The following is a 23,540-nucleotide window of genomic DNA, read 5'->3' on the forward strand; positions in this document are numbered from 1 at the left end:
CGGAGTTAGTGCTTCAAGTGTGAAATGTCCATTGAGGACGCGACCGGCGTATTCATTTAGCTGGCCGCGCCCTTTGCCGGACGTCGGGTGGTCACACCAGAATATCATCTCCCAGTTGTGCAAGCGACATGTTCAGGACGGTCAGGCTGTTGCCGTCGCCGAAATCGAAAATCACGTCATCGCCAACATCTTGCCCGGCATCGATTATTTGCTCGGTGTCGGAATACGACCGGAACTTGAGGAGATCTTTGTCGTCCTTGAAATCGGTGATCGTGTCATCGCCGAATTTCTTCTTGAACAGGAACTTGTCACGGCCCGCGCCTCCGGTGAGCGTATCGTCGCCGCGCCCGCCGTCGATCTTGTCCTTGCGTGCGCCACCGTCCAGCGTATCGCGCCCGCCGCCACCCTTGAGCTTGTCCCGAGCGGCCTCGCCGAACAGCGAATCGCGGCCCTTGCCGCCTGACAGCTTGTCCCGCCCACTGCCGCCAAGCAGGGTGTCATCGCCGTTGGCGCCGATCATGCGGTCATCCCCTGTGCCGCCTTCCAGCCGGTTGCCCAGTGCGTTGCCGGTGATGTCGTCGTCAAAGGCGCTGCCGACGGCATTCTCGATATCGACGCCATACGCGATCACCACGTCGTCATAGGCGCCGAATTGCGAAAACGCGCCCTGGTTCAGGTCAATGACCACTGCGGTGCCATTTGCACCTGCATCAAGGCTGTCGATGCCGCCCGTATCCCAGATCGTGTCGACCGTATCGGTACGCTTTCCGGTATAGGTGTCGTTGTCGGTGTTGTAATCCGCCGCTCCCCAGATGTCCTGCAAGGCATAGACATCGAACAGCATCATCGCGTCAGAATCCTCGCCATTGTCCGGGTTGGATTCATAGGACATGACCGAATACTTGTTGCTGTCGAATGCCTCGTCCAGCGTCGGGTCCGCATGGGGGTGCTTCAGACCCATGGCATGGCCGATCTCATGCAGGATGAGGTCATCCTCGCTGGCCTGTGACATGTCGATGTCGTTCTTGAAAACCGCGCTGCCGTCCCACTTCGTGATGGTATTGCCGCTATAGAGATACCAGCTGCCGCCAAGCCCGGTGGTTCCTGCGTATTCGCCGGCCATCGAGATCTTGCCAAGGTTCAGAACCGGGTCGGTCGAGCCAAAGGTCTCGACAAAAGAAACGTTCAGGAAGGTTTCGATATGGTCCAGCTGTGTGCGGATGTTCGACTTTTCCGCCGCGTTCAGCGCGGTCCATCCCGTATAGGTTCCCGAAAAAGCAAGATCGTCGGGCTGGTAGGTCGTCGCGAACTGGTAGGTGATGGTATAGCGCGCCGCCCCGGCCACATTGACAGGGTTCAGGGCGCGCAGCCCTTCATATTGCAGCCCTTCGAAAATATCCGTCGTCATGAAACAAACCTGTGAATGCCTGTTGTGCGCTCTCTCCCCGCGCAGCTTAACTCATTCACACTTAAAATCGTCAAAACAAGGGCAATTTGCTGATTTGCAATATATTCACACGGCAAAGAGGGTGGTTTGCAAATTTGCGAGATTTTCCTGTGTGATTTTCCGAATGACGTTATGGTGGCCCAAATTTGCGAGGGAAGCTGAATCATGAAGGATATCCTGTCGGAACTGGAAAGCCGCCGCGACATGGCCCGTCTGGGTGGCGGCGAGCACCGGATCGAAGCCCAGCACAAACGCGGCAAGCTTACCGCCCGCGAGCGCATAGAGCTGTTGCTGGACGAAGGCAGTTTCGAGGAATTCGACACGTTCGTCGCCCATCGCTGCACCGATTTCGGAATGGAGAAGCAGCGCCCCTATGGCGACGGCGTCGTGACCGGATGGGGCACGATAAACGGCCGGATGGTCTATGTGTTCTCACAGGATTTCACGGTCTTCGGCGGCTCTCTCTCTGAAACCCATGCGCAGAAAATCTGCAAGATCATGGACATGGCGGTTCAGAACGGCGCGCCGGTGATCGGCATCAACGATTCCGGCGGTGCTCGCATCCAGGAAGGTGTCGCCTCGCTGGCCGGATATGCTGAAGTGTTCCAGCGCAATATCATGGCCAGCGGCGTGGTGCCGCAGATCTCGGTGATCATGGGGCCCTGCGCCGGCGGCGCGGTCTATTCCCCGGCGATGACCGACTTCATCTTTATGGTCAAGGACAGCTCTTACATGTTCGTTACCGGCCCCGACGTGGTCAAGACGGTGACGAACGAAGTGGTTACCGCCGAGGAACTTGGCGGTGCCTCGACCCATACAAAGAAATCCTCGGTCGCGGATGGGGCCTTCGAAAATGACGTCGAAGCCCTCGCCGAAGTGCGCCGACTCGTCGATTTCTTGCCGCTCAACAACCGCGAAAAACCTCCCGTTCGCCCTTTCTTCGATGAACCGGGCCGCGTCGAGAAAAGCCTCGATACGCTGATCCCGGAAAACGCGAACACGCCCTACGATATGAAAGAGCTGATCGAGAAGACCGCGGATGAGGGCGACTTCTTCGAGATCCAGGAGGATTTCGCCAAGAACATCATCACCGGCTTCATCCGGCTTGAGGGCCAGACGGTCGGCGTCGTCGCCAACCAGCCGATGGTGCTTGCGGGCTGCCTCGACATCGACAGCTCCCGCAAGGCCGCGCGTTTCGTGCGCTTCTGCGACTGTTTCGAAATCCCGATCCTCACCTTCGTCGATGTGCCCGGTTTCCTTCCCGGGACCAGCCAGGAATACGGCGGCGTCATCAAGCACGGCGCAAAACTGCTCTTTGCCTATGGCGAGGCGACGGTACCGAAAGTCACCGTCATTACCCGCAAGGCCTATGGCGGCGCCTATGACGTGATGAGCTCGAAACACATCCGCGGCGATTTCAACTATGCGTGGCCGACGGCGGAAATCGCGGTGATGGGCGCCAAGGGCGCAACCGAGATCATCCATCGCGCGGACCTCGGCAACGAAGAAAAGATCGCCGCCCATACCAAGGATTACGAAGACCGTTTCGCCAATCCTTTCGTCGCCGCCGAGCGGGGGTTTATCGACGAGGTCATCATGCCCCATTCGACACGCCGCCGTGTCGCCCGGGCCTTTGCCTCCCTGCGCAACAAGCAACTTAGCAACCCGTGGAAAAAACACGATAACATCCCGCTCTGAGTGCTCTAGTTTCCTCTTGCTCCAAATACTCCCGCCGGAGGCTCCCACGCCTGAAGGCATCACCACGGCCCGACAGATCATGATCCGGATGCAGACCGCACAGACGTCAAACGGCCCGACCGGCGGAACCCTTTCCGCCGGTAGCGGTTTCCTTTTCAAAGGAGCCAGCCATGGGAAAGACACCAGGACCGTCTGTCAAAGATCAGGATACCTACGAAGCGCTGCGCGATCAGGGCGCCTCCAAAGAAAAGGCCGCGCGTATCGCCAACGCGAAAGCCAATTCGGATATGCACCCTTCCAAAAAGGGCGGCAGCCAGCCGCCTTACGAGGACTGGACCGTCGAGGAACTCTACAGCCGCGCGCAGGAGCTGGAGATCAAGGGCCGCTCGGACATGAACAAGTCGGAACTCATAAAGGCTCTGCGCAACAGCTGAACCACGCCCCTGCCTTGCAGAAACAATTCTCGCAGAGCGAAAGGAATCAGCGGGGCAAAATTGAGTGTCCTGCAAGCGCGCTTCGATATGCGGAAAACGCTCTCTTGGGCCGACTGGCGAGGGCGAAATCAACCTATGGATGCGCGGATTGCCGAATATTTCACCTAAAAGGTGAATCTCCCCTGTTTCTTATCGTAAAGCCCCAACATGTGCCGGCTCGGCTTTACTCACCCACTATAGGTGGGGGTGGGGGCGGTAAACGTCGCGCCTCAAAACCTGCGAGCCAGCGGGTCTGGACAGCTGTCATTAGCCGTCTGCGGCGCGCGAGCCAATCACGCGTGTCCGGAAATTTCAAGATTGCAGGACATAAAATCACCACAGTGTTTGACACTCGGCACGAAGTTGCGCCATGATCGCGAAATACGGAACAAAGTTTGCGCGCGTGACGAACGTAGCGCCTGCGGCCCCGACAGGAGGAGCTTGCCCGAAAGGACAAGGTTGGGGCCGCGGTCTAATTGGACCGGCGCTTTCCCTGCTTATGCTGATCTCGGTCCCCGAAGCGCTCCGGGCCGACCAGCCCGTCAAGGTTCCTTCCGGCCAGAGCGTCACCCTTAGCGAGGTCCTGATTGATGACTCCATCGACGGGTCGCTTGCCCGGTTTCGATTCCTTGCCCCGGCCATTGCGCGCGACGGTGGCACAGTTGATTTCGAAACCGCGTCGAACGACATGGCCGATCTCTGCGTCCAGCTTGTGCTACCCTACCTGGAAAAATATGACCTGGACGTTGCCAGCGTCGTGATATCGATGGCGGATCGCGAAGTGCCTTTCGGCTATGCCGATCCCGAGGCCACGCAGTTCTTTGAGTCCTACCGCCCGGATGATGGTGGCTGTATCTGGGAGCCATTCTGATGCGACGCCCCCCATACCAATACCATGAAAAAGACAAGGCGGCTGGACCATGCTGAAACATCGCGGATTTCCCGGGCGGCTGCCCGGCACAGATTACCAGTTCGTCATTCGCCGTCCCAATCCAAAGGGCATAACACCTCTGACCCGGCGCGAGCGTTTTGCCGACCGTCGCCCGCCTGACCGGCGGGCCGATGCCGGGTTCATGACGGCGCTATGGGAACATTTCGGCGAAGAACCGTTCGAGCGAGGAAACCTCGATGCGGGGCGGCTGAGCTGGCTATTCGGACGTGAAGTGATTCCGGCCGAGGAGCCATTCGATCCGGCCAGCTATGAATCGCTTCTGAAGATCGACGTGGCTGTGGCCCGCCTGTCCTTCCCCGAGGTGTTTCGATGAAACTGACATCCCGGATCGGCGGGAATCTGCACGCCAGCGCAGCTTTTCGGCGCGAAATAGCTGATACCCGTAAAAGTTGTAATAACTGCTTGGCGGGGGTTAACTTTTCATTAAAAGTTGACCTTGCGACAATCTATTTCGGATCTTTCCGTGTCGCGTCCCAACTATTCTGTACCCCTTCCTTAGGCAGGCAGGTCACCGCACCCCGCGATGGCCTGTCTGTCTTTCTTTGGGGCGATGGTGCCGGTCCGGCACTCCGCAGGCGGGAAGCCGCTGAAACCCGGCGCGGGCGCGATTTATCCTTGTGGAACCAAAGAAGCCGTTCATTTGTTTTTCCATCGAGCAATAAAAAAATCGAAGGAATTACCCCATGCTACGTGCATCTTTCATCGTTAAATCTGCAACGGTTCTTGGGCTCGTCGGCGGTCTGGCGGCCTGTGGCGACACGACCGGCGAACGCGCGCTTTATGGTGGCGCAGCAGGGGCAGGCGCAGCAGCCGTCCTTGACACCAACCTTGTCACCGGTGCTGCCGTCGGCGCAGCCGGTAACCTTATTTACTGCCAGGAAAACCCAGGCAAGTGCTGAACCTGATCTGACGGGCCGTCGCGCAACGCGCGACCGCCTGTCAGTTCACACCTATCCGAATCCGAACGCCGTGACGTGGAGTGATCCGCGTCGCGGCGTTTTGCATTTCCAACGCTTCCAGACGAAGGGCACTCCATGTTCAAGAAAATCCTGATTGCCAACCGGGGCGAAATCGCCTGCCGCGTGATCAAGACCGCGCGCAAGATGGGGATCGGCACGGTCGCGATCTATTCTGACGCCGACCGGCAGGCCTTGCACGTGGAAATGGCGGATGAGGCGGTTCACATCGGTCCGCCGCCCGCCAACCAGTCCTATATCGTCATCGACAAGGTGATGGAGGCGATCCGATCCAGCGGGGCCGAAGCGGTCCACCCGGGCTATGGTTTCCTGTCGGAAAACCCCAAATTCGCCGAGGCTCTGGCCGCCGAGGGCGTGGCCTTTGTCGGCCCGCCCGTTGGCGCCATCGAAAAAATGGGCGACAAGATTACCTCGAAAAAGATCGCCAAAGAGGCCGGCGTCAGCACGGTGCCGGGGTATATGGGCCTCATCGAGGACGCTGACGAAGCGGTGAAAATCTCGGCCGAGATCGGATATCCGGTGATGATCAAGGCCAGCGCCGGTGGTGGCGGCAAGGGCATGCGTATCGCCTGGGACGATGACGAAGCACGCGAAGGCTTTCAGTCTTCAAAGAACGAAGCCGCGAACTCTTTCGGCGATGACCGGATCTTTATCGAGAAATTCGTCACCCAGCCGCGCCACATCGAGATTCAGGTGCTGTGCGATGCGCATGGCAATGGCCTCTGCCTTGGCGAGAGGGAATGTTCGATCCAGCGCCGGAACCAGAAAGTGGTCGAGGAAGCGCCGTCGCCCTTCCTTGACGAAGCGACCCGGAAAGCGATGGGCGAACAGGCGGTCGCGCTGGCGCAAGCGGTTGGCTACACGAGCGCGGGCACCGTTGAATTCATCGTCGATGGCGACAAGAATTTCTACTTCCTCGAGATGAACACCCGTCTTCAGGTGGAACACCCGGTGACTGAATTGATCACCGGCATCGATCTTGTCGAGCAGATGATCCGCGTCGCCAATGGTGAAGAACTGACGATCACCCAGGACGATATCAAGCTGAACGGCTGGGCGATTGAAAACCGGCTTTATGCCGAAGATCCCTATCGCAACTTCCTGCCCTCCATCGGGCGTCTGACCCGCTATCGACCGCCCGCCGAGGTCGCTGCGGGCCCGCTGCTGGATAATGACAAGTGGCAGGGAGAGGCCCCCAGCGGCCCTATCGCGGTGCGCAACGATACCGGTGTCTACGAGGGCGGCGAGATCTCGATGTATTACGACCCGATGATTGCCAAGCTCTGCACATGGGCGCCAACCCGGGCCGAAGCCATCGAGGCGATGCGCGTTGCGCTCGACAGTTTCGAGCTGGAGGGGATCGGGCATAACCTGCCGTTCCTGTCCGCTGTGATGGATCATCCGAAATTCATCGCGGGCGAGGCGACCACCGCCTTTATCGCCGAAGAGTGGCCGGAAGGTTTCGAAGGCGTCGAACTCTCCGAGGACGTGCTGCGACGGATCGCGGCCAGCGCCGCCGCCATGCACCGCGTGGCTGAAATCCGTCGGACCCGGATCTCCGGAAGGATGGACAACCACGAACGGGTGGTCGGCGAAGACTGGGTCGTCAACCTTCAGGGGCTTCGCTATGAGGTCAAGGTGCAAGCCGATCCCGAAGGAGCGACGGTCGTCTTCGAGGATGGCTCCAGCCATCGCGTCACCAGCGACTGGACACCCGGCAAGCAGCTTGCGGAACTGATGGTCGATGCCGAACGGCTCGTGCTCAAGGTTGGCAAGATTTCCGGCGGGTTCCGCCTGCGCAGCCGTGGCGCGGATCTCAAGGTGCATGTGCGCAGCCCGCGTCAGGCGGAACTGGCCGACCTGATGCCCGAGAAGCTGCCGCCCGATACCTCGAAAATGCTGCTCTGCCCGATGCCCGGTCTGATCGTGAAGATCAACGTGGCCGAGGGGGAAGAAGTGCAGGAGGGCCAGCCGCTCTGCACGGTCGAGGCGATGAAGATGGAAAACATCCTGCGCGCCGAACGCAAAGGCGTGGTCGCCAAGGTCAATGCCGGACCGGGCGACAGCCTTGCCGTCGACGATGTGATCATGGAGTTCGAATAAGGCGATGCAGCTCGGCGCGTCTCATATGTCGATCAATTGTCCGGTGCCTTGCAGCACCGGACAGTATCGTCTGCGCGGATCAGATGAACTGAAAGTCGTCCGCCCCGAGGCTGTCGGCAGACACGCCAAGCAACAGCATTTCGGCATCGCCATGAACCACCAGCGCGCCGCGCTTGGTGTCAGAAATCTCGATGTTATCCATGCTGCCGGCGGAGGATCTCAGAAAATCGCTCTGGCTGGTGAAATCCGTGACGATATTCCGGCCACGTATCGTGAATACGAAACAGTCGTTGCCGTCGCCACCCGTGAGGGTGTCCCTGCCGCCGTCGCCATAAAGCTCGTCGTCGCCTTTGCCGCCTATCAGCATATCGGCGCCGTTACCGCCAACAAGGAAGTCATTGCCACCGTCGCCGGTCAGCTGGTCTTTGCCTTTGCCACCCATCAGGAGGTCACTGCCGCCGCGGCCTTCCAGCGTGTCGTTGCCACTCCCGCCTGTCAGGTAATCGTCGCCTCTCCCGCCTTTCAGGTCGTCATCGCCGTCACCGCCGTTCAGAACGATACTTTCGAAGTCGGTCTGCGTGTCGCCGCCGCCGGACGGGGTGTCGTCTCCATTGCCATCGTCCAACGCGTCATCGCCGCTGTCAGTCGGCGCGCCATCATCGCCACCGCCAGTTGGCGTGTCGTCATCGCCGCCGCCAGTTGGCGTGTCGTCATCGCCGCCGCCAGTCGGGGTGTCGTCCCCATTGCCATCGTCCAACGCGTCATCGCCGCTGTCAGTCGGCGTGTCACCATCGCCAACGCCAGTTGGCGTGTCGTCATCGCCGCCTCCAGTCGGGGAGTCGTCCCCATTGCCATCGTCCAACGCGTCATCGCCACTGTCAGTCGGCGCGTCGTCAACTTTATCCCCAGTTTGCGTATCGTCGTCTTTACCGCCCTTCAGGGCAAGAAAGTCCTCCGACCCGAGGCTGTCGGCAGACACCCCAAGCAACAGCATTTCGGCATCACCATGAACCACCAGCGCGCCGCGCTTGGTATCGGTGATCTCAAGGTCTTTCATGTAGGCATCGACGGAAATCTTGTCGCGGCCGTCGGCGAAATCCCTGACCACATCCCGGCCACGGTCGGAAAACACAAAGATGTCGCGACCGCCGCCGCCCGTCAGGGAGTCTTTGCCGCCGCCGCCTTCGAGCCGGTCGCCGCCACCGCCGCCCTTGAGCTTGTCGCGTCCGGTACCGCCCAGCAGGGTGTCGCCGCCACGTCCGCCGAGAAGCACATCATTGCTCTCGTCCCCGATCAGCTTGTCCTTACCCTGCTGTCCCAGCAAACGGTCTTCGCCGGTGTTGCCGTGGAACACATCGTTGCCTTCGCCGCCATCCATGAGATCGTTGCCGGCACCGCCAAAGAACCTGTCATTGCCCTTGCCGCCGAACATCTGATCGTCGCTGGCGAAGTCGAACAAGGAGTCGGGCGCCAGCCTGTCGTCATTGTCCGAGCCGGTGACCATGTATTCACCCGCAGCAGTTATCGCGTCTGTCAGGCTGCCGAGATCGAAGGTGTAGCCGTAGATGGTGCTTTTGGCGAATACGCTGTCAATCCCGACGCCCAATCCGTAGAAGTTGGCAATCAAGGGCGGCGTCGGGTCGGTGTCGTACTTGATGAGTTCGAATGCAGAGCTGCTGATCGCGCCGGTCAGTGTCGCGACATCGAAATTACCTGTCATGCCCAACTCATAAGACTTGCCCGAACCTACGCTGCTTTCGAAAAATGTGATGGATCCAGTTTTGTAACGCATGAGCGTTTCATTTTCGGCGTAGTCCAGTATTTCCCAGAAATAGCTAAGATCGCCGTTCAGGTTGAGACGTCGCATTTCGTTCCTTTGAATCCCGTCAGGCCACGCTTGGGCCTGCGGCACGTTTCTTATGATTGGAACCGAAAGACTAGGTGCTCGGAACTGGTCTGTCACCCGCAAACAACCCAAAGTGACGGAAGGTCAAATCAGTTGCTTTGGCGCCGTTCGTCTATTTCGCGCTGCCGGTTCGGCATCTTGTCGATGGACCGGGTCAGTTCACGCACGGTCCAGGGCATCGGCTTGCGCAATTCGACATTGCCGTCCTTGTCGACCAGCACCAGCATAAAACCTCTCGGGCGGAGCTGCATTCGGATTGGCGAGCGCGCCTCCGGGTCGGTATCGGTCAGGACTATCACGTCGCGGACGCGCAGCATCTCGGCCTCTGCCGTGAGATATTCGATCTGCTCGATAAACCGGGGGTCCTGCGGGGAATCGGCAAAAACGACGACCGGGCGCGCGATCCAGTGGAATTCGCTGAGCTCGCTTTCACCGGCGGGTTGGATGATTGAGGTTTCAGAGGCGTTCAAGGCCTCTTTTCCGGTTTCCTGTGCGCTCGCGCCCAGAGGAACGAGGAGCGATAGAACGAGGGCTGAGATGCGCGGCATTGGGTCTCCTGTTGCAGTGAATATAGGGAGCCGAACCGCGAATGCGAAGCAGGAAAGCGATAAAACCGGGCGGGTTAACAGGATTGTCACGCCGGTTGAACGGCTGCCCCGGACAATGGGGCGGGTGAATGCGGGCGCGGCGGCCTGACCTGACGGTCGCTGGCGTCGCGCGGATGGGAATGAACACGAGGATGCTGTTATGACAAAAAAAGCCGAATGGCAGAAGCGCGCCGAATCCGAGCTGCGCGACAGGCCGCTGGAAGACCTGACATGGAAGACGCTGGAAGGCATCGATGTTTCTCCGGTCTACTCGCAGGAGGACCTTTCGGATGTCGCTCATCTCGGCTCGATGCCGGGCGAGGCACCCTATACCCGTGGCGTCAAAGCGACCATGTACGCGGGACGTCCCTGGACGATCCGCCAGTATGCGGGCTTTTCCACCGCCGAGGAATCCAACGCTTTTTATCGTCGCAACCTTGCCGCTGGGCAGCAAGGCGTTTCGGTGGCTTTCGACCTTGCCACGCATCGGGGCTATGACAGCGATCACCCGCGCGTTCAGGGCGATGTGGGCAAGGCCGGTGTGGCGATCGACTCTGTCGAGGACATGAAAATCCTGTTCGACGGCATTCCGCTCGACAAGGTGTCGGTCTCGATGACGATGAACGGCGCGGTGATCCCGATCCTCGCGAATTTCATCGTGACGGGTGAAGAGCAGGGGCACGACAAATCAGTGCTGTCGGGCACGATCCAGAACGACATCCTGAAAGAGTTCATGGTCCGCAACACCTATATCTATCCGCCCGAGCCCTCGATGCGGATCATCGCGGATATCATCGAATATACCTCGGGCGAGATGCCCCGGTTCAACTCGATTTCGATCTCAGGCTACCACATGCAGGAAGCCGGCGCGAACCTTGTGCAAGAGCTCGCCTATACGCTGGCGGACGGGCGCGAATACGTACGTGCGGCCATCGCGCGCGGCATGGATGTGGACAAGTTTGCCGGGCGTCTGTCCTTCTTCTTTGCCATTGGCATGAACTTTTTCATGGAAGCGGCCAAGCTGCGGGCGGCGCGTCTGCTCTGGAGTCGTATCATGGAGGAGTTCGAGCCGAAGAACCCGAAATCCTCGATGCTGCGGACTCATTGCCAGACTTCGGGCGTGTCCCTGCAGGAACAGGACCCCTATAATAACGTGATCCGCACCGCCTATGAGGCGATGAGCGCGGTGCTCGGTGGCACCCAGTCGTTGCACACCAACGCGTTGGACGAGGCGATTGCCCTGCCGACCGATTTCTCGGCACGGATCGCGCGGAACACGCAGCTTATCTTGCAAGAGGAAACCGGCGTCACCAACGTGGTCGATCCGCTTGCCGGTTCCTATTACGTCGAGAAACTGACCGCCGATCTGGCCGACAAGGCGTGGGAGCTGATCGAAGAGGTCGAGGAGATGGGCGGCATGACAAAGGCGGTGGCCAGCGGAATGCCCAAGCTGCGGATCGAGGAAACAGCCGCAATGCGGCAGGCCCAGATCGACCGGGGCGATGAGGTCATCGTCGGCGTCAACAAGTACCGCAAGGACAAGGAAGACCCGATCGATATCCTTGAAATCGACAATGACAAGGTGCGTGCCAGCCAGATCGCGCGGCTGGAAAAAATCCGCAGCACCCGGGACGAGGCCGCCTGCACGTCGGCGCTTGATGAATTGTCCCGCCGCGCGGCAGAGGGGGGCAACCTGCTTGAAGGCGCGGTCGAAGCCGCGCGCGCACGGGCCAGCGTAGGAGAGATCAGCATGGCTATGGAAAAGGTGTTCGGTCGTCACCGTGCCGAGGTCAAAACGCTCGCCGGGGTCTATGGCAAGGCCTACGAGGGCGACGAAGGTTTTGCCACGATCCAGAAGTCGGTCGAAGCCTTTGCCGAGGAAGAAGGCCGTCGCCCCCGCATGCTGGTGGTCAAGATGGGGCAGGACGGTCACGACCGGGGGGCCAAGGTGATCGCCACCGCCTTTGCCGACATCGGGTTCGACGTGGACGTCGGGCCATTGTTCCAGACACCCGAAGAGGCCGCGCAGGATGCGGTCGACAACGACGTGCACGTGATCGGTATCTCCAGTCAGGCGGCCGGGCACAAGACGCTTGCGCCGCAGCTGGTCAAGGCGCTCAAGGAGGCGGATGCCGAGGACATTCTGGTCATCTGCGGCGGGGTCATTCCGCAGCAGGATTACGATTTCCTCTACAAGGCAGGGGTCAAGGCGATTTTCGGGCCGGGGACCAATATCCCCAAGGCGGCCGAGGATATCCTTGCCTTGATCCGCAAGGCCCGTGGCTGAGAGGCGCACCATACTCGCCGGAATGGCGGGCGGTCTGGTCTGGGCCGTTGCCGTCATATTTGCCGGTTTGAACGGTGGCGGCGCTTTCCTGCCGCCGCCGCTGGCCATTCCGGGTGCGCTTATCGGACCCGGTCTGGTCATGATCGCAATGATCGGGAGCCTCGCGCGCAGGCGATTCTTTGACGACTCGCATATCGACGGGCAGGCGTTCGAGACCGGCTCTCCGGGCTGGGTCGATCAACAGGTTTTGAACAATACGGTCGAGCAGGCGGTGCTTGCCATGCTGATATGGCCATTTGTGGCGCTGACGCTTGGCGGAACAGTCGTCATCTGGATGGGGACAGCATTTGCCGCCGCCCGCGTATTGTTCTGGATCGGTTACCGACGTGCGCCTGCTTTACGTGCATTCGGTTTTGCAGCGACTTTTTATACAACAGTTCTTGCCGGCATCTGGACATTGATCGTCTGGCTTTAACCTGCATTGTTTTCATCTTCTGATTGTTCAGTTATGCTGACCTATGTCTTTTGTACGAGGTAGATTTTATAATGAAATTGGATCATCTGGCAGTGTCCGGGGAAATGATCGGTTGTGCCACCGATCTGGTCGAAGAGTCTCTGGGCGTTAAAATGCAGCCGGGCGGACAGCACCCGGTATTCGGCACCTACAACAACCTTCTCGGGCTTGAAGACGGGCTTTATCTCGAAGCCATCGCCATCGACCCCGAAGCGCCACGACCGGAACGGCCCCGCTGGTTCGATCTTGACAGATTCTGTGGTCCGGCGCGGCTGACCAACTGGATCTGCGCCACCGAGGATCTGGACGCGATCCTTGCCCAGATGCCCGAGACGGCTGGAAAGCCGATGGAACTGTCGCGCGGCGAGTTGTGCTGGCGCATGGCGGTGCCGGTCGACGGCGTGCTGCCTTTTGACAACATGTTCCCGCCGCTGATCGAATGGTCCAAGGGGCAGCATCCTTCCAAGGCGCTTGCACCGTCGGGCTGTGCGCTCAAGATGCTGGTGGTTTCCCACCCCAAGGCGGATGCCCTGCGCCGCTCGCTTGCGCCCCACCTTGATGATGTTCGTGTGCAGTTCGAAACCGGCGATGCCGGTCTGATGGCAGAGTTCTCAACGCCGCACGGCAGACGCTGTATCGAGAACAGCGAAAACTCTTTCGCTGCACATGCAAACTCTGCCTGACAGCGGCAGTGTGCTGAAGTAAGCTCTTGCCATGTCGATCTGGACCAGAATTTCCGATGCGCTCTCGGCGCTTGCGAATGGCGAGAGCCTTTCGGAGGTGTTCGACCGCCTGCGCACGCCACCCGAACGCAGCATAGCCTTTACCATCGCTATCATTGCCCTTGGCGCGAAGATGGCCAAGGCCGACGGGCAGGTTACAAAGGACGAGGTCACCGCCTTTCGCGAGGTCTTTCAGATCGCCCGTGAGGACGAGGCGAACGCCGCGCGGGTGTTCAACCTCGCCCGGACCGATATCGCGGGCTATCAGGAATATGCGCGGTCCATCCAGCGTATGTTCGCCGACGATCCCAACACGCTGCGCGACCTGATGGAGGGGCTGTTCCATATCGCGATCGCGGACGGACAGTATCACCCGGACGAAGACAGGTTTCTGGGCGACGTGGCCGAGATATTCGGACTGTCCGAAGCCGGGTTTCAGGCGCTGCGCTGCCGGTTTGTCTCCGATGCCAAGCCCGATCCCTATTCGGTGCTGGGGGTCACGCCGGACACGCCGCCCTCGGAAATCCGCAAGGCTTGGCGCAAGCTGGTGCGCGAGACACACCCCGACAGCATGATGGCGCGTGGCGTACCTGAAGAGGCGATCAAGCTCGCGGAAAAAAGAATGCGCGACATCAACCGGGCATGGGATGAGATCAACGGCGCGCTGACTTGATGCGTCTGGCCACCTATAACGTCGAATGGTTCGCCAATCTCTTTGACAACGACAATGCGCTGATGGTGGATAACGGCCCTTCCGGGCGTTTCGAGGTGCGGCGCGGCGACCAGATCGATGCGCTGGGCGCGGTCTTCACCGCGCTGGATGCAGACGGCATCCTGATTGTCGAAGCGCCGAATACCGGGCGCAAACAGAACTCTGTTGTCGCGCTTGAAAACTTTGCCCGGTATTTCTCGCTTCGCCAGAGCGCGGCGGTCTCAGGGTTTTCCAACGATACCCAGCAGGAAATCTCGCTGCTTTATGATCCGGCCCTCTTGAAAGCCCGTCACGATCCGCAGTCGAGCCCTGCCGCGCCGCAGTTCGATGCGAGTTTTCACATCGACCTCGATATCGACGCCCATGCCGACACGATCCGCTTTTCCAAACCACCGCTCGAGCTAGCCGTTGAAACGGTGTCCGGAACCGCGTTTCGCCTCATCGGTGCGCATCTCAAGTCCAAGGCGCCCCACGGGGCTAGGAACGAAGCCGCCATCATGCGCCTGTCGATCGCCAATCGGCGCAAGCAACTGGCGCAGGCGGTCTGGCTGCGCGCCCGCATCTCAGATCACCTAGCGCGCGGCGACAGCCTGATTCTGATGGGCGATCTCAACGACGGGCCGGGGCTTGACGAATACGAGAACCTGTTCGGGCGGTCCTCGGTCGAAATCCTGCTTGGCGACGATCTGTATGACCCGCACGCCCGGCAAGCGCTCCAGCGCAAGCTGGGAGCATCACCAACCACGGCCCGGTTCAATCTTCCCGGCAGCGAACGCTATCTTCAGGCGCTGCTCGATTACGTGATGATTTCACAGACCCTGATGGCGAAACGCCCCGCGTGGCGGATCTGGCACCCGTTCGACGATGCCCGCTGTTACCGCGACCCGAATCTCCGCGATGCCCTGCTCACGGCATCTGATCATTTCCCGGTTACGCTCGATATCGACATCTGACCCTTACGAGCGCCCGGATTTGCGCTATATTGGTTTTATGCGACATTCTATAGCCCTTGCCCTAGCCATCTGTCTCACCGGCGCACCGCTTGCTGCCCAGACCGGGGAGGACGAACCGTCGCTCATGGAAAAGGGCATGCAGCAGTTCTTTGAGGGGCTGCGGGATGAAATGTCTCCGGCGTTGCGCGATCTTCAGGGCCTGATGCTGGAATACGGCCCCAAGATGCGCGAGTTCCTTGAGGAGATGGGCCCCGCCATGGGCCGCGTGCTGGACGAGGTCGAAGACTGGACCATGTACGAAGCGCCCGAGATGCTGCCGAATGGCGATATCATCATGCGGCGCAAACCCGATCCCGAAGCCGAGCCAGAGCCGGACACGGAACCCAAAACCCGCGAGCCGGATCTTCCGCCCTCGGGCGTGACCGACCTCTGAGAGTAGCCTAGCGAACGGTCTTGACGGTAACCTCGGCGTCCATCGTCTGGGCCAGCGACATCAGCCGCGCCTCGGCGACCTCCCCGTAAAGCGGCATGGCCTGCTGCGGTAGCTTCAGGATCAGCTGCTTTTTCTTGGGCTGCCAGACGAATTCGCCCATTTTGGCATCGGCCTGCATCCAGAGCATCGCCCCGAACCGCATCGCCTTGCCAAGAATTTCGGCCTGATGCTGGCCCTTTTCATCGAGCAGCGAATAGAGGTTCTCGAACGAGGTCCCTTCGCGCTTGTTCTTGTAACGGTGTAGCAGCGCCAGCCCGAGAAACACCCTTTCCGAATGTTTCAGCCCGCCAAGGTTGGCGCGAGTCGCGTTCTCGAAACAGACCTCGGCGCGGTAATCGGGATGGGCGCGCCAGCTGACGTCATGCAAAAGACAGGCCGCCTTGACCAGCCGTTTCTGCGTGGGCGGGGCAGAGCGGAACAGCGGCAGGACAAAATTATAGAGCGTGCGTCCGAAACCGGGCAGGCGCGCGTCCTTCTTTTCCGCGAAACGCGAGGCTTCGATCAGGGGGTCACGGTCGCGCAGCGCCTGCGGCATCTGTTCGTAAAGAAGACCCTCGCGGATCCCATAGCTCGAAACGGCAATGTCCTTCGGGCTGAAGGTCTGCACAAGGCGGCTGAGTACATCCGACGCAAGAGGGACAAGCGCCATACGTGCCGATGAAATCCCGCATTCGCTGCGCAATGCTTCGAGATCGGCGGATTCGATATACTTGATCGTGGCCCGCACGGACTTGGTGGTCATCCGGTATTCATGCAGCACCTTGAGCGGATAGCCGCGCCGGTGCATATCGATCCGTGCGATGGCCCGCCAGCTGCCGCCGACAAGAAACAGGCGGTTATGCTGCTCGCCCATGTATTCGGACAATTCGTTGATCGTGGACTTGATGTATTCCTTGCGGCCCTTGCGCCCGCCCTTGATGCCTCCGATCTTGAGCGGACCAAGCTGGGAGCTGACCCGTTTCCCGACACGCCCGTCGTTGATTTCCGCCAGCTCCATCGAAGAGCCACCGATATCGCAGATCAGCCCGTAGGCACCGGGCCAGCCGAGTAGGACTCCTTGCGCGGATAGCCGTGCTTCCTCTTCGCCGTCGATCACCCAGATCCGCAGCCCGGTCTCCCGCAGGACCTCCTGGCGGAAATCGGGACCGTCGCTTGCATCCCGGACCGCCGCCGTGGCCACGGCAGTCAGCTGTGGCAATCCCATACCGCGCGCCAGATGCTGAAAACGGCGCAGCGCATTCAGGGCGCGTACACGGCCTTCGGGGTTCAGATGGCCTGTATCGGACATGCCCGCGCCCAAGGCGCACATGATCTTTTCATTGTAAAAATAAGCCGGTGACCGTGCAGCGCCGTCAAAAACCACCAGCCGGACAGAGTTCGAACCGATGTCGATGACACCGACACGCGACAGGGCGCGGGCGGAAGGGTCTTCAAATAACGGGTGCCCGAAAGGGCCCGGCTCAGGCTGCGAGGGATCTGTCTGCACGCTGGTCTTTTCCCCGTTCATACCGGCACAATCTGCGGCAATAGGCCAAGAGGGTCAATTGCAGTCCGCGACAGATATTTCGAATTCTGGCCGACCGAAATTCTCGTTGAAACGACGGAAAGGGGGCTCTGCCCCCACCGCTCGTCCCGAGCGGCTCCCCCGGGATATTTTTGACCCAAAGAAGAACAGGCCAATTCCCCTGCTTCTTTGGGTCTTAAAATATCCCCGCCGGAGGCATCTGGACTATCCACGAATAACGGCGCCTGCTGAGTCAATCGTCGGTATGGGTCAACTTTGGCACGTCCGAAGCCCCGGCCGAGCCGCGACCCGAGAGCGAAGGGTTTTCCATGAAGAACCGGTGGCAGTTGAACGCGAATTCGCCTTCCTTGATCGGGGTACGTGTAAAGCTTCCATCCGGGGCCATTACCCAGCTTTGAGCCACGTCGGCCAGGTTTGCCGCCATGATCTGGCTGACGATCTGCGCCTTGACCGTGGGGTTCTCAATTTCGACGAGGGTTTCGACACGGCGGTTCAGGTTTCGGCCCATCCAGTCGGCGGAGGATATGAACACCCGGGCCTTTTTCGAGGGAAGGCCACTGCCGTTGCCGAAACAGACAATACGCGAATGTTCGAGGAAGCGGCCGACGATCGACTTGATGCGGATGTTTTCGCTGAGCCCCTTGATTCCCGGGCGGATCCCACAGATGCCGCGTACGACGAGCGAGATTTTCACACCGCCCTGGCTGGCGCGATAGAGGGCGTCGATCACCTCGCTGTCGATGATCGAGTTCATCTTGGCCCAGATCTCGCCCTTCCGGCCTGCTTTCACATGCTCGATCTCTGCGTCGATCAGTTCGAGCAGGCGCGGTTTGAGCGTGATCGGGGAGATGGCGAGGTTTTCCAGCGATTCGGGCTGAGCGTAGCCGGACAGGTAGTTGAACACCTTGGTGGCGTCGCGTCCGAGCGACTTGTCGCAGGTAAAGAAGCTGAGGTCGGTATAGATGCGGGCGGTGATCGGGTGATAGTTGCCGGTGCCGTAGTGGGTGTAGGTCACGAGGTTGTCGCCTTCGCGGCGCACCACGGTCGAGATCTTGGCGTGGGTCTTGAGATCGAGGAAGCCGTAGACCACATGGGCGCCCGCCCGCTCGAGCCGTCGCGACTGCCGGATATTGGCGGCTTCGTCGAAACGGGCCTTGAGCTCGACGAGGGCGGTGACGGATTTTCCGTCCTCGGCGGCTTCGCAGAGCGCTTCGACGATGGGCGAATTGCGCGAGGTCCGGTAGAGCGTCTGCTTGATCGCGACCACGTCGGGATCGCGGGCGGCCTGCTGGAGGAAGCGCACCACCATGTCGAAAGTTTCATAGGGGTGGTGCAGCAGCATGTCCTTTTGGCGGATCGCTGCAAACATGTCGCCTTCGAAATCGCTGACCCGTTCGGGGATGCGCGGCGTGAAGACTGGCCAGAGCAGATCGGGGCGGGAATCGATCACCAGCTCGCTCAGGTCGGCCACACCGATCATGCCATCGACCTCGATCATGTCATGGGGCGAGACGTGCAATTCGTCCATGATCGTCTTGAGCAGGTTTTGCGGCGCGCCAGCGGAATGGGTCATCCGCACGACTTCGCCGCGGCGTCGGCGTTTCAGAGCGACTTCGAACTCGCGCACCAGATCTTCGGCTTCTTCCTCGACTTCGAGATCGCTGTCGCGCAGGACGCGGAATTCGAAATGGGCTTTCAGCTTGTAGCCGGGGAACAGGCTTTCGATTTCCAGCAGCAGCAGTTCTTCGAGCGGCAGAAAACGGTGGTTGCCCGGTTCCGCGTCCAGCGACACGAAACGGTCGATCTGCGCCGGGATTGGCAGCAGCGCCTGCAGGCTGCGCTTGTCGCGGCTGCGTTCCAGCTGCAGGGCAAGCGAGTAGCCGGTGTTCGGGATGAAGGGGAAGGGATGCGCCGGGTCGATGGCCAGCGGCGACAGCACCGGGAACACCTTGTTCAGAAAGAAATCCGACAGGTCGGTTCGGTCCGCCGAGGTGAGATCCTTGCGTGTCAGGACGGAGATCCCGGCGGATTCCATCTGTTGTTCGAGTTCCACGAGCACGCGTTGCTGGGCCTGCATCAGGCGACGCGCATCCTGGCCGATAAGCATGAGCTGTTCGGCCGGCGTAAGACCATCGGCAGCCGGGGTGGTGTTGCCCGCATGGGCCAGTTCGCGCAGACCGGCCACGCGCACGGTAAAGAACTCGTCCAGATTGGCGGCTGAAATCGAAACGAACCGCAGCCTTTCCAGCAGGGGAACGCGCAGGTTCTCGGCCTCTTCCAGAACGCGCCAGTTGAAGCCGAGCCAGCTCAGTTCACGGTTATAGAACCGCCCCGGGCCGGTCAGGTCCAGTTCGGGGAATTCGGTCGCCGGAGGAAAGCCGGACTCTAGAAAATCTGCATGTGTCATGGCTGCGTTATGTGGTTGAGATGTAACCGTTCGGTGACAGGATTACGCTTTCTCATCGGTATCACCCACAAGCCGTGCGGCCAAGCTTCGTGAAATCGTTCGCCCCTCTTCGAGTGAAAGCTGATCGAGCCGTGCGACGATTTCATTCGCCGCCGCAAAAGAACGTTCGGTGTGGCGCAGAAGAAAGGGGATCACGTTGTGTTTGGGCGTGATCTGGCGGTCGGCGAACAGCTTGCCCAGCACGGCCGCGAGCAGCGTGTCATTGGGGGGCGACATCTCGACCTGAAAGACGGAATCGATGCGACTTTGCAGGTCGGGCAGGGCGAGGTTCCAGTGGCGCGGGGCTTCGCGCCCCGTCATCAGCAAGGGCTGACCTTCGGCGCGCGAGAGGTTGTAGAGATGAAAGAGCGCGGTCAACGCCGTGTCATCGGTTGCGATCAGCGGAATGTCCTCTACGATGCAGGGCGCCGAGGCGAGGGCGGGGATGTCTTGCCCAGCCATGTCCGTCGCGGCGATCACGGGTGCGCCGCTGGTATCCGACCAGACCTGCGCGAGATGGGTCTTGCCCGAACCGGCGGGTCCGGTGAGGATCAGCTGCTGGGTGGGCCAGCTGGGCGCGGCATCGATCATTGCCACCGCCATGGCGTTGGACGGCGCGACGTAGAAATCGCCACGTCCAAGGGCCGCGCGAACGGGCAGATCAAAGACAAGCTGACGGGCCATGTCAGACGCTGCCCGGGCCGTCATCGCCGCGATAAAGGCGGCTGTCGAGATATTGGTTCACGGCAAAACGGGTGATCACGCCAAGCGCGGCGGCGACCGGCACGGCCACCAGCATGCCGACGAATCCGAACAGCGCGCCAAAGACCGCCAGCGCCAGCAATAGCCAGACCGGGTGCAGGCCGACGGAATCGCCGACCAGCTTGGGGGTCAGGAAATTGCCCTCGACGATCTGGCCGATCACGAAGATGCCCGCGACGATGCCGATCGAAAGCCAGTCGCCCCAGAACTGGAACAGGGCAAGCCCGATGGCCAGCACGCCACCGATCAGCGCGCCGAGATAGGGGATGAAAGTGACCAGGCCGGCGATAAAGCCGACGACAAGGCCGAAATTCAGCCCGACGATCATGAGCGCCACCGCGTAATAGGTACCGAGGATCAGGCAGACCAGCCCCATGCCGCGCACGAAAGCGGCCATCGTTTCATCGATTTCGGCGGCGAGGCGGCGAATGGTGGGGGCGTGTTCGCGGGGCAGAAGTTCATCGATGCGGGCGATCATGCGGTCCCAGTCGAGCAGCATGTAGACCGACACCACTGGCACGATCACCAGCAGGACGACGACATTGATCAGCGACAGCGCCGAACCAAGTAAGGTTTCGGCCACCTGCGGGGCCCGTTCGCGGATCGACTCTCCGATTGAGACGAGGGTTTTCCGGATCGTCGAGCCTTCCTCGAGTAGTTCCGGAAACCGTTCGCCAAGGAAGGCCTGGAACCGATTGGTCAGTTGCGGCAGGGTATCGATCAGCCCGGCGGTCTGCGAGATGAGGGTCGGTACGATCAGCAGGGTGACCAGCGCGAAAGTCAGGATCGCGGCAATGGTGATGATCGCGGTGGCGGCGGCCCGGCTGAGCCCGGCGCGTTCGAGCCGGTCGGCCAGCGGATCGATCATGTAGGCGATGGCGCTGCCGATCACGAAGGGCAGCAGTACATCGCCGAGCAGCCAGAGCATCAGGGCGAAGACCGCCGCCGCGATGCCCCAGTATTTCAGCTGTTCATTCACCGGTAGCGACATGGCGCGGCCCTTGCTGGATTTACCTCCCTTCACATCGCCCAAGGGGCGCGGGCTTGCAAGGGGTGGCGCAAAGATGAGCAGTTTGGGGGACGTCGCTTGACTTCGTTTCACGCGGAAGTGTTCCATGCGCGCAATAAACAGGAGAGCCTTGGATGCGCACAGAATTCGACAGCGAACTCGAAGACCGGCTGACCCGCTACGCGGCCATCGATAGCCAGAGCGATGCGGATTCGCCAAGCTCTCCGAGCACCGAGCGGCAGCTCGACATGTCGCGTCTGCTGGTGTCCGAACTGGAAGCGATGGGCGCCGAAGAGGTAGAGCTGACCGACTATGGCGTGGTGCTGGCGAGCGTGCCCGCGACGGTGGAGCACGCGGTGCCGGTCATCGGCTTTGCGGCCCATGTGGACACGGCCCCGGCGTTCAATGCGACGGGGGTGAAACCTGTGGTGCATCGCGGCTATAACGGCGGCGAGATCGCCTTTGCGGATGCGCCGGATCTGGTGCTCTCGCCCGAGGTGTCGCCCTATCTGGGCGAAAAGCAGGGCGAGGATATCATCACCGCGAGTGGCACGACGCTGCTCGGAGGGGATGACAAGGCCGGGGTGTCGATCATCATGACCATGGCACGGCATCTCTTGGAAAACCGCGACATCCCGCATGGCAAGCTGCGGCTGGCTTTCACCCCGGACGAGGAGATCGGACGCGGCGTGGACGCGCGGCTGCCGGACGATCTGGGCGCGGATTTTGCCTATACGCTGGATGGATCGAAACCGGGTGAGGTAGAATTCGAGAGCTTCTCCGCCGATGCGGCGCTGGTAACGGTGACGGGCGTGGCCGCGCACCCGGGCTGGGCCAAGGACAAGCTGGTGAACGCGCTGCATCTGGCCTCGAAGATCGTGATGACCCTGCCGCATGCGACACTGACGCCCGAGACGACCTCGGGGCGCGAAGGGTTCATCCATCTGGCCGAAATGCGTGGTCGGGCCGCAGAGGTCGAGTTGCAATTCTTCCTGCGCGATTTCGAACTGGAAGGTCTGGCCGAGAAGGGCGCGCTTTTGCAGGAGGTCTGCGCCGCCGTCGCCAAGGGCGAGCCCCGGGCGCGGATTACCTGTGAGATCACGCCGCAATATCGCAACATGCGTTATTGGCTGGAAAAGGACATGACGCCGGTGGAACTGGCGCAAGAGGCGGTGCGGGCGGCGGGAATGGAGGTGGTGTCGGTCCCGATCCGCGGCGGTACGGATGGCTCACGCCTGACCGAACTGGGCATTCCGACGCCGAACATCTTTACCGGCATGCAGGAAATTCACGGGCCGCTGGAATGGATCAGCGTGCAGGACATGGCCCGGGCGACGAAGACCTGCCTGAACCTTGTCGGTCTGGCGGCGCGGAAAGCGTAAGGGCCGGATCGTGCCGAAAGCGGGGAGGGGGCTGTCTGCCCCCGCGCCTGACGGCACTCCCCCGAGGATATTTGAGACCCAAAGAAGAGTTAATCAGAGCGTTTTCGCGTAGTCGATGAGCTGGTCAGCGACGATGTTCCAACCCTCGATGAAACCCATCTTTTCGTGCTGTTCCCGGGCCTCGGCGCTGCGATGGCGGGCGGTGGCGGTATAGAGCGTGCCGCCTTCTTCATCGGGTTCAAGCTCGATGATCGCGGTCAGGAAGGGCTCGGGCGCGGGTTTCCAGCCTTCGGTATAGGCATCGGTGAAGACGAGGCGGCGGTGTTTGTCGACTTCGAGATAGACGCCGCGGTTTTCCATCACGTTGCCTTCGACCTCGAAGGTGGTGTCGAAACGGCCGCCGGGGCGCAGATCGATGTCGCAGGCGGTGACCCGATGGGGCCGGGGGACGAAGAACTGCTTGATATGCTCGGGCGTCGTCCAGCAGGCCCAGACCGTTTCTGGCGCGACGGGCAGGGTCCGGGTGAAGGTGAGATCGGTTTCGGGATCGAAATCCATTTGGCTGTTCCTTGTCGGTTTGGGGGAAAGCTAG

21 protein-coding genes are annotated in these 23,540 nt (G+C 60.6%); 13 read left to right on the forward strand and 8 right to left on the reverse strand.

The features are described 5' to 3' along the window. Positions 1-91 precede the first annotated feature (91 nt). Positions 92-1,408: a M10 family metallopeptidase gene (locus tag ACU0FH_RS18625; RefSeq protein ID WP_446196245.1), complete on the reverse strand. Its 1,317-nt coding sequence runs from the start codon at positions 1,406-1,408 to the stop codon at positions 92-94. A 204-nt stretch (positions 1,409-1,612) separates the two neighbouring features. Here ACU0FH_RS18625 and ACU0FH_RS18630 point away from each other — a divergent pair, with 204 nt between their 5' ends. From ACU0FH_RS18630 to ACU0FH_RS18655, 6 genes are all read left to right on the forward strand, one after another. Beyond that, positions 1,613-3,145 carry an acyl-CoA carboxylase subunit beta gene (locus ACU0FH_RS18630; protein ID WP_446196247.1) on the forward strand — a complete coding sequence of 511 codons (1,533 nt, stop codon included), beginning with the start codon at positions 1,613-1,615 and terminating at the stop codon, positions 3,143-3,145. A gap of 170 nt (positions 3,146-3,315) precedes the next feature. Continuing rightward, on the forward strand, positions 3,316-3,579 hold the full coding sequence (locus tag ACU0FH_RS18635) for a DUF7218 family protein (RefSeq protein ID WP_446196249.1): 264 nt from the start codon (positions 3,316-3,318) through the stop codon (positions 3,577-3,579). A gap of 538 nt (positions 3,580-4,117) precedes the next feature. Continuing rightward, positions 4,118-4,489, forward strand: coding sequence for a DUF6497 family protein (locus ACU0FH_RS18640; protein WP_446196250.1), 372 nt, complete (start codon positions 4,118-4,120; stop codon positions 4,487-4,489). A gap of 49 nt (positions 4,490-4,538) precedes the next feature. Continuing rightward, the gene (locus ACU0FH_RS18645) at positions 4,539-4,883 is read left to right on the forward strand and encodes a hypothetical protein (RefSeq protein ID WP_446196251.1); all 345 of its coding nucleotides are present in this window, start codon (positions 4,539-4,541) and stop codon (positions 4,881-4,883) included. Positions 4,884-5,253: 370 nt separating this feature from the next. Continuing rightward, positions 5,254-5,469, forward strand: coding sequence for a hypothetical protein (locus ACU0FH_RS18650; RefSeq protein WP_088633875.1), 216 nt, complete (start codon positions 5,254-5,256; stop codon positions 5,467-5,469). Between the two features lie 135 nt (positions 5,470-5,604). Further along, positions 5,605-7,650, forward strand: a complete 2,046-nt coding sequence (locus ACU0FH_RS18655; RefSeq protein ID WP_446196252.1) for an acetyl-CoA carboxylase biotin carboxylase subunit — start codon at positions 5,605-5,607, stop codon at positions 7,648-7,650. 79 nt (positions 7,651-7,729) lie between these two features. On the opposite strand, the gene ACU0FH_RS18660 is transcribed toward ACU0FH_RS18655, so the two are convergent. Further along, positions 7,730-9,517, reverse strand: coding sequence for a calcium-binding protein (locus ACU0FH_RS18660; protein WP_446196253.1), 1,788 nt, complete (start codon positions 9,515-9,517; stop codon positions 7,730-7,732). A 128-nt stretch (positions 9,518-9,645) separates the two neighbouring features. After that, on the reverse strand, positions 9,646-10,104 hold the full coding sequence (locus ACU0FH_RS18665; protein WP_238369694.1) for a DUF4174 domain-containing protein: 459 nt from the start codon (positions 10,102-10,104) through the stop codon (positions 9,646-9,648). 199 nt (positions 10,105-10,303) lie between these two features. Here ACU0FH_RS18665 and scpA point away from each other — a divergent pair, with 199 nt between their 5' ends. The 6 genes from scpA (at position 10,304) to ACU0FH_RS18695 (ending at position 15,764) form a co-directional block, all read left to right on the forward strand. After that, positions 10,304-12,430 carry a methylmalonyl-CoA mutase gene (scpA, locus tag ACU0FH_RS18670; protein ID WP_446196255.1) on the forward strand — a complete coding sequence of 709 codons (2,127 nt, stop codon included), beginning with the start codon at positions 10,304-10,306 and terminating at the stop codon, positions 12,428-12,430. Continuing rightward, entirely contained in the window at positions 12,423-12,905 is a 483-nt protein-coding gene (locus tag ACU0FH_RS18675) for an MAPEG family protein (protein ID WP_446196257.1), read from the forward strand. Before scpA ends, ACU0FH_RS18675 begins: the two co-directional genes overlap by 8 nt. A 71-nt stretch (positions 12,906-12,976) precedes the next feature. Beyond that, on the forward strand, positions 12,977-13,627 hold the full coding sequence (locus ACU0FH_RS18680; protein WP_446196259.1) for a VOC family protein: 651 nt from the start codon (positions 12,977-12,979) through the stop codon (positions 13,625-13,627). Between the two features lie 31 nt (positions 13,628-13,658). Next, positions 13,659-14,339, forward strand: a complete 681-nt coding sequence (locus ACU0FH_RS18685) for a molecular chaperone DjiA (RefSeq protein ID WP_238369698.1) — start codon at positions 13,659-13,661, stop codon at positions 14,337-14,339. Then, positions 14,339-15,331: an endonuclease/exonuclease/phosphatase family protein gene (locus ACU0FH_RS18690; protein ID WP_446196980.1), complete on the forward strand. Its 993-nt coding sequence runs from the start codon at positions 14,339-14,341 to the stop codon at positions 15,329-15,331. Before ACU0FH_RS18685 ends, ACU0FH_RS18690 begins: the two co-directional genes overlap by 1 nt. Before the next feature lie 37 nt (positions 15,332-15,368). Continuing rightward, on the forward strand, positions 15,369-15,764 hold the full coding sequence (locus tag ACU0FH_RS18695) for a hypothetical protein (protein WP_446196261.1): 396 nt from the start codon (positions 15,369-15,371) through the stop codon (positions 15,762-15,764). Between the two features lie 7 nt (positions 15,765-15,771). Here ACU0FH_RS18695 and ACU0FH_RS18700 read toward each other — a convergent pair whose 3' ends face one another. The 4 genes from ACU0FH_RS18700 to ACU0FH_RS18715 all read right to left on the reverse strand — a co-directional run bounded on the left by ACU0FH_RS18700 (position 15,772) and on the right by ACU0FH_RS18715 (position 21,548). Next, complete coding sequence (locus ACU0FH_RS18700) at positions 15,772-17,331, reverse strand: Ppx/GppA family phosphatase (protein ID WP_420485413.1); 1,560 nt, start codon at positions 17,329-17,331, stop codon at positions 15,772-15,774. 250 nt (positions 17,332-17,581) lie between these two features. Then, complete coding sequence (locus tag ACU0FH_RS18705; RefSeq protein WP_446196263.1) at positions 17,582-19,756, reverse strand: RNA degradosome polyphosphate kinase; 2,175 nt, start codon at positions 19,754-19,756, stop codon at positions 17,582-17,584. Positions 19,757-19,798: 42 nt separating this feature from the next. After that, complete coding sequence (locus ACU0FH_RS18710; protein WP_446196264.1) at positions 19,799-20,479, reverse strand: chromosomal replication initiator DnaA; 681 nt, start codon at positions 20,477-20,479, stop codon at positions 19,799-19,801. Between the two features lies 1 nt (position 20,480). Then, complete coding sequence (locus ACU0FH_RS18715) at positions 20,481-21,548, reverse strand: AI-2E family transporter (RefSeq protein WP_446196981.1); 1,068 nt, start codon at positions 21,546-21,548, stop codon at positions 20,481-20,483. A 152-nt stretch (positions 21,549-21,700) separates the two neighbouring features. Here ACU0FH_RS18715 and pepT point away from each other — a divergent pair, with 152 nt between their 5' ends. Further along, positions 21,701-22,948 carry a peptidase T gene (gene pepT, locus ACU0FH_RS18720; protein WP_446196265.1) on the forward strand — a complete coding sequence of 416 codons (1,248 nt, stop codon included), beginning with the start codon at positions 21,701-21,703 and terminating at the stop codon, positions 22,946-22,948. A gap of 93 nt (positions 22,949-23,041) precedes the next feature. On the opposite strand, the gene ACU0FH_RS18725 is transcribed toward pepT, so the two are convergent. Further along, a complete protein-coding gene (locus ACU0FH_RS18725) occupies positions 23,042-23,506 on the reverse strand; it encodes an SRPBCC family protein (RefSeq protein WP_446196266.1) in 465 nt (154 codons plus the stop codon). Positions 23,507-23,540: the final 34 nt, after the last annotated feature.

The sequence above is a fragment of the Heliomarina sp. genome, assembly GCF_052826185.1.

Excerpts from the sequence above, each read along its gene's own strand:
- ACU0FH_RS18625 (WP_446196245.1), bottom strand. The coding sequence starts at position 1,408 with ATGACGACGGATATTTTCGAAGGGCTGCAATATGAAGGGCTGCGCGCC.
- ACU0FH_RS18630 (WP_446196247.1), top strand. The coding sequence starts at position 1,613 with ATGAAGGATATCCTGTCGGAACTGGAAAGCCGCCGCGACATGGCCCGT.
- ACU0FH_RS18635 (WP_446196249.1), top strand. The coding sequence starts at position 3,316 with ATGGGAAAGACACCAGGACCGTCTGTCAAAGATCAGGATACCTACGAA.
- ACU0FH_RS18640 (WP_446196250.1), top strand. The coding sequence starts at position 4,118 with ATGCTGATCTCGGTCCCCGAAGCGCTCCGGGCCGACCAGCCCGTCAAG.
- ACU0FH_RS18645 (WP_446196251.1), top strand. The coding sequence starts at position 4,539 with ATGCTGAAACATCGCGGATTTCCCGGGCGGCTGCCCGGCACAGATTAC.
- ACU0FH_RS18650 (WP_088633875.1), top strand. The coding sequence starts at position 5,254 with ATGCTACGTGCATCTTTCATCGTTAAATCTGCAACGGTTCTTGGGCTC.
- ACU0FH_RS18655 (WP_446196252.1), top strand. The coding sequence starts at position 5,605 with ATGTTCAAGAAAATCCTGATTGCCAACCGGGGCGAAATCGCCTGCCGC.
- ACU0FH_RS18660 (WP_446196253.1), bottom strand. The coding sequence starts at position 9,517 with ATGCGACGTCTCAACCTGAACGGCGATCTTAGCTATTTCTGGGAAATA.
- ACU0FH_RS18665 (WP_238369694.1), bottom strand. The coding sequence starts at position 10,104 with ATGCCGCGCATCTCAGCCCTCGTTCTATCGCTCCTCGTTCCTCTGGGC.
- scpA (WP_446196255.1), top strand. The coding sequence starts at position 10,304 with ATGACAAAAAAAGCCGAATGGCAGAAGCGCGCCGAATCCGAGCTGCGC.
- ACU0FH_RS18680 (WP_446196259.1), top strand. The coding sequence starts at position 12,977 with ATGAAATTGGATCATCTGGCAGTGTCCGGGGAAATGATCGGTTGTGCC.
- ACU0FH_RS18685 (WP_238369698.1), top strand. The coding sequence starts at position 13,659 with ATGTCGATCTGGACCAGAATTTCCGATGCGCTCTCGGCGCTTGCGAAT.
- ACU0FH_RS18690 (WP_446196980.1), top strand. The coding sequence starts at position 14,339 with ATGCGTCTGGCCACCTATAACGTCGAATGGTTCGCCAATCTCTTTGAC.
- ACU0FH_RS18695 (WP_446196261.1), top strand. The coding sequence starts at position 15,369 with ATGCGACATTCTATAGCCCTTGCCCTAGCCATCTGTCTCACCGGCGCA.
- ACU0FH_RS18700 (WP_420485413.1), bottom strand. The coding sequence starts at position 17,331 with ATGAACGGGGAAAAGACCAGCGTGCAGACAGATCCCTCGCAGCCTGAG.
- ACU0FH_RS18705 (WP_446196263.1), bottom strand. The coding sequence starts at position 19,756 with ATGACACATGCAGATTTTCTAGAGTCCGGCTTTCCTCCGGCGACCGAA.
- ACU0FH_RS18710 (WP_446196264.1), bottom strand. The coding sequence starts at position 20,479 with ATGGCCCGTCAGCTTGTCTTTGATCTGCCCGTTCGCGCGGCCCTTGGA.
- ACU0FH_RS18715 (WP_446196981.1), bottom strand. The coding sequence starts at position 21,548 with ATGTCGCTACCGGTGAATGAACAGCTGAAATACTGGGGCATCGCGGCG.
- pepT (WP_446196265.1), top strand. The coding sequence starts at position 21,701 with ATGCGCACAGAATTCGACAGCGAACTCGAAGACCGGCTGACCCGCTAC.
- ACU0FH_RS18725 (WP_446196266.1), bottom strand. The coding sequence starts at position 23,506 with ATGGATTTCGATCCCGAAACCGATCTCACCTTCACCCGGACCCTGCCC.